The sequence below is a fragment of the Leptodesmis sp. genome (assembly GCF_052746595.1).
The window spans coordinates 1-8,022 of record NZ_JBRAGO010000148.1; the positions used below are offsets into that span (position 1 = coordinate 1).

General features: G+C 49.5%; 8 protein-coding genes. 4 read left to right on the forward strand and 4 right to left on the reverse strand.

What is annotated here, in order from left to right:
- Together rplJ and rplL are read left to right on the forward strand one after the other, a co-directional pair.
- The coding region (gene rplJ, locus ACUVQO_RS21465) for a 50S ribosomal protein L10 (RefSeq protein ID WP_445927859.1) at positions 1-420 on the forward strand (420 nt) is incomplete at its 5' end.
- 107 nt (positions 421-527) lie between these two features.
- Positions 528-926 (forward strand): 50S ribosomal protein L7/L12, encoded by a 399-nt coding sequence (gene rplL / locus ACUVQO_RS21470; RefSeq protein ID WP_445927860.1) that lies wholly within the window; start codon positions 528-530, stop codon positions 924-926.
- Positions 927-1,021: 95 nt separating this feature from the next.
- On the opposite strand, the gene ACUVQO_RS21475 is transcribed toward rplL, so the two are convergent.
- The 3 genes from ACUVQO_RS21475 to ACUVQO_RS21485 all read right to left on the reverse strand — a co-directional run bounded on the left by ACUVQO_RS21475 (position 1,022) and on the right by ACUVQO_RS21485 (position 4,161).
- Positions 1,022-2,158 carry an ABC transporter permease gene (locus tag ACUVQO_RS21475; protein ID WP_445927861.1) on the reverse strand — a complete coding sequence of 379 codons (1,137 nt, stop codon included), beginning with the start codon at positions 2,156-2,158 and terminating at the stop codon, positions 1,022-1,024.
- Positions 2,159-2,305: 147 nt separating this feature from the next.
- The gene (locus ACUVQO_RS21480) at positions 2,306-3,142 is read right to left on the reverse strand and encodes an Npun_R2479 family HD domain-containing metalloprotein (RefSeq protein WP_445927862.1); all 837 of its coding nucleotides are present in this window, start codon (positions 3,140-3,142) and stop codon (positions 2,306-2,308) included.
- 527 nt (positions 3,143-3,669) lie between these two features.
- The gene (locus ACUVQO_RS21485; protein ID WP_445927863.1) at positions 3,670-4,161 is read right to left on the reverse strand and encodes an acyl-CoA thioesterase; all 492 of its coding nucleotides are present in this window, start codon (positions 4,159-4,161) and stop codon (positions 3,670-3,672) included.
- Between the two features lie 438 nt (positions 4,162-4,599).
- Here ACUVQO_RS21485 and ACUVQO_RS21490 point away from each other — a divergent pair, with 438 nt between their 5' ends.
- Both ACUVQO_RS21490 and ACUVQO_RS21495 read left to right on the forward strand, forming a co-directional pair.
- Complete coding sequence (locus ACUVQO_RS21490) at positions 4,600-5,454, forward strand: universal stress protein (protein WP_445927864.1); 855 nt, start codon at positions 4,600-4,602, stop codon at positions 5,452-5,454.
- 129 nt (positions 5,455-5,583) lie between these two features.
- Positions 5,584-6,708 carry a pentapeptide repeat-containing protein gene (locus ACUVQO_RS21495; protein ID WP_445927865.1) on the forward strand — a complete coding sequence of 375 codons (1,125 nt, stop codon included), beginning with the start codon at positions 5,584-5,586 and terminating at the stop codon, positions 6,706-6,708.
- 98 nt (positions 6,709-6,806) lie between these two features.
- Here ACUVQO_RS21495 and ACUVQO_RS21500 read toward each other — a convergent pair whose 3' ends face one another.
- Positions 6,807-7,721 (reverse strand): DUF3747 domain-containing protein, encoded by a 915-nt coding sequence (locus ACUVQO_RS21500; protein WP_445927866.1) that lies wholly within the window; start codon positions 7,719-7,721, stop codon positions 6,807-6,809.
- Positions 7,722-8,022 lie beyond the last annotated feature (301 nt).

Here is an 8,022-nt window from a genome sequence, read left to right on the forward strand (position 1 = left end):
ACTGATCTTCGGAAACGGTTATTTCCTACCGGGGCTGTCTGTAAAGTCACGAAAAACACGCTGATGCGAATTGCGGTTGAGGGCGACCCAAATTGGGAACCCATGACCCAATTCCTGAAGGAATCGTCTGCCTTTTTGCTGATTAAGGATGATGTTGGTGGGGCACTGAAAGCCTACCAGGATTTCCAAAAGGCATCCAAGAAGACGGAACTGCGCGGCGGTGTGATGGAAGGCCGTGCGTTAACCCAGGCGGACGTGAAGGCGATCGCCGATCTACCGTCCAAGGAGCAACTGATTGCCCAAATTGCTGGTGCAATCAACGGTGTCACCACTAAGCTGGCTGTCGGTATCAATCAAGTCCCCGCTTCTCTGGCCCGCGCCATTCAGGCGATCGCCGACAAAGAGAAAGAAGCAGCTTAGAAGTTATGAATTTTAAGTTTTGAGTTTTGAATTGGCCTTTTAACTCAAAACTTAAAACTGAGAACTCAAAACTTGTTTTCGTTCGTAAACAACTTAAGGAGTAATCCATGTCTGCAGCAACGGATGAAATTTTGGAAAAGTTGAAAACACTGACTCTGCTGGAAGCGGCAGAATTGGTGAAGCAAATTGAAGAGGAGTTTGGAGTCAGTGCAGCCGCTCCGGCTGGTGGCATGATGATGATGGCTCCGGCGGCTGGTGGCGGTGCAGCAGCAGCAGAACCTGAAGAAGAGAAGACTGAATTTGATGTGGTGCTGGAAGAAGTTCCTGCTGACAAGAAGATTGCTGTTCTGAAGGTGGTTCGTACCCTGACCGGTCTGGGCTTGAAGGAAGCCAAGGATCTGGTAGAAGCTGCGCCCAAGCCTGTGAAGGAAGGGATTGCTAAGGGCGATGCTGAAGATGCCAAGAAGCAGCTTGAAGAAGCGGGTGCCAAGGTATCTGTGAAGTAGACCTGACCTCTGGCGATCGCACTAATCTTGTTGATCACCCAAGATAGATAGAGACGTGATTCATCGCGTCTCTATTTTTCTATTTTTTATCTGGACTAGCGCTGCAGACTACGGGGATCCAGGGCATCCCGCAGACCGTCGCCTAAGAGGTTAAATGCCAGAACGGTCAGAATAATCAGGATCGCAGGAGGCCAGATCAGCCAGGGTTGCAGCACCAGGATGGAGGCGTTGGTAGCCAGGGACAGCATATTGCCCCAGGAAGGATCTGGTTGCTGAATACCCAGTCCAATTAGACTCAGGACGGATTCTGCCACGATGAACTCAGGAATCGACAGGGTGGCCGCAATAATAATGTAGGTAGCGGTTTGGGGTAGCACGTGGCGAGTGATGATGTACAGCGATCGCCCTCCCATTGCCCGCGCGGCCTGGACAAACTCCCGCTCTTTAATGGACAACACTTCCCCACGAATCACCCGTGCCAGTCCCGCCCAGCGAATGAATGAGGTAATCAGAATAATCAGCAAGAATCGTTGGGCACTGCTTAAACCGGGAGGCAACACAGCCGCCAGTGCCACCAGCAGATAAATACTGGGGATGGTCATCAGCACTTCCACCAGGCGCATCAGAATGGTATCCATCCAGCCACCGTAATAGCCAGAGATCCCACCAATCAACATACCCAGAGGAAAGGAAACAGCGATTCCGACCAGGCCAATGCTGAGGCTGATACGTCCCCCAAACACTAGGCGACTAAACTGGTCGCGAGCCTGTTCATCGGTTCCCAAGAGATTAAATCTAGCGGGGCCAGTGGTGCCAAATAATCGCAGTCGAGCCGGAATTCCAGATAGAATTTCTACGTCCTCAAATTTAGGATTGGTCAGAGAAAACTGAGTGGGCAGAGGTAATTTGATCTGGAACAGGCGGTATTCTGACCCCTGAACAAACAGTCGCAACGGAGAAGGCTGCGATCGATCGACAATTAACTTGCGATCGCCCGTTTGCAAATCCACTGGCCCCTGAGTCGTGGGATAGACATGAGGGCCAATAAACTGTCCTTCTTGATTCCGCCAATAAATTTGAGTCGGTGGCAGGAGTGCCCCATCCAGTTGGGATTCATAGGGATCGTAGGGAGCAACAAACTCTGCGGCCAGTACGGCCAGATAGAAGATCAGCAGGATAAGTGCCCCAGTGCGAGCCAGGTTATTACTTTTAAGGCGTTTCCACCAGTTCATACTCAGGAGCCAGAAATGGGAGGGGAGAGAGCAGCAAGGCTGACAAAATCGACTCTGTTTATCCTACTCTTAGTTGTTCAACCTAGCATAATAGCGATCCTGGTGACCTTGCAGCTACTCCTGAGCAAACAAACCTCAGTTGCACCCCTACTCTTCTGATTTTTCATGCTCTACCACAAACACATTGGAATAGAGATTCGCGACGATTTGCTTTCCCTGAAGCGTAAGGGAGAGGTATTGAAGCGCATCCTGGATGTAGGGATAGACTCCATGCCAGTAGAATTTGGGGTAATTTTTTCGCAAGTCTCCTGGATTGCGATAGCCTAACACTTTGTTGACGCCAGTTTCTTCAAATTCATAGAACAGAGCGCCAATTTTCTTCAAATAGCGCGGGTCACTCAATTGGCCAATCAAGTCAGATGCCCGAATTAAACCTGGATAGCTGGTAGTTTCCTGATGATCTTCAGTGGCAGGCACTGGAAACCGGGTTAGCTCGATGTTGCACTTAATGACCTCTGCATCAATCAACTTATGGCCGCCAAAGCGTTCATCAATGAATAATTTGGCTCGATCAACATGAAAGGGGGTCAGAGAAGCATCGGATGAGCCAGGAGGCAAAGCAACCGTACGGCCATCTCGACCTGTAGCATAGTAGCCGGGCCGATCCTGACGACAAACCCCCTTGACATAGCCAATATCATGGCAAACCAGGGAAATGATGAAATGCAGCCAATCTTCGCAGGATACCCCTCCTTCCCGAATATGTTTGCCTCTCAGGATTTCCTGTCCAACCAGAGTGACAAGGATGGAGTGCTCGACGTTGTGGTAAAGCGCGTCACTATTGGCAATATTTTCCATGGCCATTGCCCCCACCCAACCAATGATGTCTTCATAGTCAGACTTCAGTCCGCCATAGGTGCGCCGATAGCCCTCTTTCAGTTTCTGAACAAAGTCTTCTATTAACAGTTCGGTGGTGCTAAACATACAAAAAGGAGGGGGTAATTCACAAGAAATGACAGACCAGAGAACAGATCAATAGAACGTCTAGGCCAAAACTTGCCAGAGCGTTGCCAGTTTGCCCAGAGGGAAAGGAGCGTACTGGACTTGGATCAGGGTTAACTCAGAACTTCTACTCCAAGATGGCATATTATCCGCCCAAAAATTACTTCCAGCTGGGATTTCTACCATCTCTTGCTCCGTTTGTTCTCTTTATTCTCAAGAAACCAACCTCGATCTGTTACGGCAATCAAATTTTCTAACGTCGAGTTTTTGAACGTTGAGGAAGATCATTAGACTTCTTGCAAATTGGAAAAAAGGTAGGATGGGCACGGCGTTTCCCTTTGCCCATTCTGTCATTCTGGCTGATTTGAATGGGCACGCCAAGCTTGGCTCATCCTACTGATCAGGATTGAGTCTAATAGGCAAGAGTTCCATTCAGTTTGGTAAATCGGTCGATCGCGATCGCCTGGGCAGGTGAAACCGATAACTCCCCCATCCACTCATCCACCGCTTCACCCTTCCACCAACTTGCCCAATGCCTCCTTAATCGTTGTAGGTAACTGGCGCATAATTTTGCCCTTTTCCCGATCGACTGCCACCAGCGTTACCCGTGCCGTCACAAACAACTCCTGACCATCAGCAGATAAAATCTGGTAGTCCCAGTTAATTCGCACTCCCACAATGCCAGCCATGCGGGCTTTGACAATCACCTTCATGCCCATGCGAACAGCCTGGTGATAGCGTATTGCCAGTTCCACCACCGGCAGATCACAGCCCATCGCCACCAGATCGGCAAATTCCACCCCGATCGACTTCAAACATTCAACCCGCGCTTCCTCCATCCAGGCAATATAGGAGCCATGCCAGACTACGCCGCCATAATCTGTGTTGTGGGGATAGGCGATCGCAGGATAGATAAACCAGATTCCTGTGGACTCTTGCAGCGGAGTTTCGAGCACTCCGGCAGGAACCAATTGGGACATTTCTTGAGAATTGTTAGCCATTGTGCATGTTCAATCTAACGTATCGAATAATACATACCTTAGTCCCCAGTAGGAGGTAGCCAGGGACGATCAGGTATTAATTTTTAATAACTTAACTCTGCGAATTAAACAATTGATTAAATTGCTAGCAAGCCTGGACTAAGATCAGCGGCTGCTCCTCAATGACAGAGGACAAATGACCAATGACAGTTCCATCTACGTTGATTTCTGTTAACCTGAGCGACTGATTTATCTAATATCAAAAATAAAGAAAACCTAACGGCATTCCTACATTCTGAAGAAGATCTAAAAGCAGTTTTTGTGAAAAATTGTGGATTTCAAAATCGGATTGTTGAGTGATATGGAGGATGGCGTTATTAATAGTATTGAGTTTATACGTTGCTTTTAAGATGGCCACACGGCCAGACACCCTGCAGTTTTGATATGCGAGGCAAAACGATGATAGAGAAGATTCTCCTGGCGGATTCGGGCACTGGACACTCTGAGGAAATGCTGAAAGCTCTGATGGAGATTCCTTCAATCCAACGGGCGAATGTAACGGTTCTGCACGTCGTGCCATCCCAGATTACAACAGATGCCATGACTGAAAAATGGGAAGAAGGCGGCAAAGTCCTGGCTAATGCTATTCAAACGCTCAATCTCGACCCTACCCATGTCAACGGGATTCTCCGCCAGGGTGATCCGAAAGATGTGGTGCTGAAGGTAGCCGAGGAAATAGATGCTGACCTGATCATTATGGGATCACGGGGATTGAAGCGAATTATTTCAATTCTGGAAAATTCCGTCAGTCAGTATGTTTTTCAACTATCATCTCGCCCGATGCTGCTGGTCAAAGATGATATTTACGTGAAGAAGATCCGGCGGATCATGGTGGCGGTTGATAAATCTGAGGCCGCCCAGAATTGTCTGAAACTGGCTTTATTCTTCCTGCGAGATATTAAAGGAGGCCAATTGACGCTGGTGCATGTGGATCCCAACCTGACTGGAAAATCAGACTCGGTGGTGGGAGCCGCGGCTGAGAAAGATCCGGTGGTGGCAGCGGCTGTTGCAGAAGCCAAGAAAGCTGGAGTGCATTATCAATGTATTGCGGCTTCTGGAAAACCAGGTGAGGAGATTTGTCGCCTTGCCGAGGAAAATAACATTGATCTGCTGATGTTAGGATCTCCCGATCGGCGCCCCTCGATTGCCAAAGGTCTACCCGATCTGGATCGCCTGTTGGGTACCTCCCTATCTGACTATGTACGAGTCCACGCCACTTGTCCGGTTCTCCTCACCCGAACCGTTGCTGCGTAACCAGTAAACGCTTTGTTTAATAGAATGTAGAGACGCTCCACCGGAGCGTCTCTACTGTCCTAATATCCTGTCCTAAGGAATGGTGGTATCGTGGTTTCAATGAGAAATTTGGAGCAATGCTACAGGATATTGGGCGTTAAGCCTGGGGCTTCTCTTGACGAGATCAACCAGGCATACAAGGACTTGGTCTTAATCTGGCATCCCGATCGCGTTCCTAAAGATGATCCGCATCGGTTGCACCAGGCCCAGGAAAAAATGAAGGAACTGAACCATGCCCGTGACACTCTACGGGCACATCGTTCTACAACGGCAAAAACCTCTCAATCCACCAACGGACAATCCCAATCTCAATCGCGGCGCTACTACTACCAGCCCTACCCGCGTCCCCATTACTCCTACCAATCATCCAAGTCGTCTGAGTCCACGCCTTCACACTCGCAGGCGCACGGGCAAAATCAGGGACGATCGCAGGCCCAAAATTCTACTCAAAACTCCACCCAACACCATCAACACCACTCTAATTCAGGGCACGCTTCCAGCCATCAAGCGGAGCAACAGCCTCACCATCGCCACCATCATTCCGCCTACTCCCAGCCCCACCACTCTCAGTCCCATTCCTATCGACAAGAGTCCTATCGATCGGATCCCTACCGGTATCAAGCCTATTACCAGGCCACATCACCCTATCAACCACCGTCTCAGCATACTTCCAACGGGCACACGGCTTATTCAACTCAGGCTAAAGCTCACCCGCTGACTAATGAATCTCCTGCAACAACGCCAACTGGCCCTTATCGGCCAGTGTCCTCTTCTGCTCAAACATCTCCACCGCCGCCCCGCTCCACTGAATCTTCCTCTGCAGCGGCAAGTTCTGCCTGGAAATCTCCCTACCCGGATATGAGTGGGGTAGATCTGAGCAATGCCGATCTGAAGGAAAAAGACCTATCAAACCGCAACCTGAGTCAGGCGAATCTCAGTGACGCCAACTTAAGTGATGCTTTTCTGCACAGGATTAACCTGAGTGGAGCTAATTTGCAACGGGCTAACCTGTTTCGGGCTAACCTGTTGCAAGCAAACCTCAGACAGGCCAATTTACGGGAAACAAATCTGATTGGGGCCGATTTAAGTGGCGCAGATTTAAGTGGTGCAGATCTGACCGGGGCTAAGGTGGGTTCTGCCGATCGCGTCATGGTCAAACTCACGGGAGCCATTCTGACCGGAACCATTCTGCCCGATGGTCAGGTTCATGCGTAGAAACAGATGACAATTGATTGACAGTCTCATCTAACACCTCTCCCATGCATCTCTCTATTCATTTCTATTGATGCTTAATTGAATTGATTAATTGATCTCTATTGATTAGTTTGATTAGTTGGCGTTTGAGGAACAGCTCCGGAGGGCATAGGGGCAGGTAGGATTTCTCCGGGAGCAACAGGAATGACGACATCCTGCCCGTTACTTTGGGAAGCAGGACTGCTTGTTGAAGACTGGGTTTGTCCAGGGGTAACGGGGGCCGAGTAAGAGGGTGTGACTGCTCCCGTGGGCGGTGGAGTGGGCAGGCTGAGTTTTTGAGGATTGGGATTAGTCGGAACTGTCCCGGCTGGGGAAGCATCAGAAGGTTGGATGGCAGGGGCTGAAGGTTGGGATGGTGCAAATTCAGGAGGAGAACCAGGAGGGACTTGCTCAGTTGGTGCCGATGGAGTTACCTGGTTGGCCAGATCTCCCAGGCTGCGATCGGTCGTGAAATATAAATGGCCTGTTGATTTGCCATTAAACATACGGCGAGTCAAGCGCCAGCCCGGATCCAGATCGATTTTGAGGTAGCCATCGGATAACCCGTGGGTTCTGCCAATCTCGAAAAGGCGCAGATTTTTGTCGGTCAGCGAGAACGCCACTAACACAAGTTCATTCGCTTTTTTGACAATTCGTAAATTGTAACGTCCAGCCAGGTCTTCATCCCCAACCCGCACGGAATAGGCATTGCTGTCGGTGCTGCGGCCACAAATGCCGGTAAAGTCAAAGCTCATGAAGAGAGGATTGATCGTGGTGGGAGTTCCAGCCATTTCCTGCCAGCACTGGCGACGGTTGTTGAGTTGCTCAAAAATCAATAGTTTATAGGCATCCGTAGTGCCAATCGGAGAAGCCAGAATGATAAACCGGGAAGAGTCAATTTCTGATTTATCAAATTGAACAGCCTGAACGGGTTCAGAAGTCCAGGAAACGGTGGCACTGGCAATGCCAAGTGCTACCAGAAGGGCGGTCTGCATGGGGAAGGAGAATTTCATAAGTAGTCGTCTGCTCGATTCTTGAAATGTTATCCGAAGCCAAGGATTTTTTCACTTTCTTTTGAAAGACTGATAGAGAGGTAAAAAAGTTCTGCTGAGATCCCAAGCCTGTCAGTGAATGCGCTATCCCACGGAGAGTTCATGACGAGAGAATTGCCAGCCGTATTTAGAGGATGTTTTAAAAGCCCGTCTCTTTCTCACCCTGGCGACTGAAGTCGCGGCTATCCGGAGAAAACCTGCCGACGCAGGTTACTGAAAACCTGGATTGTATTGAGTCTGCGTC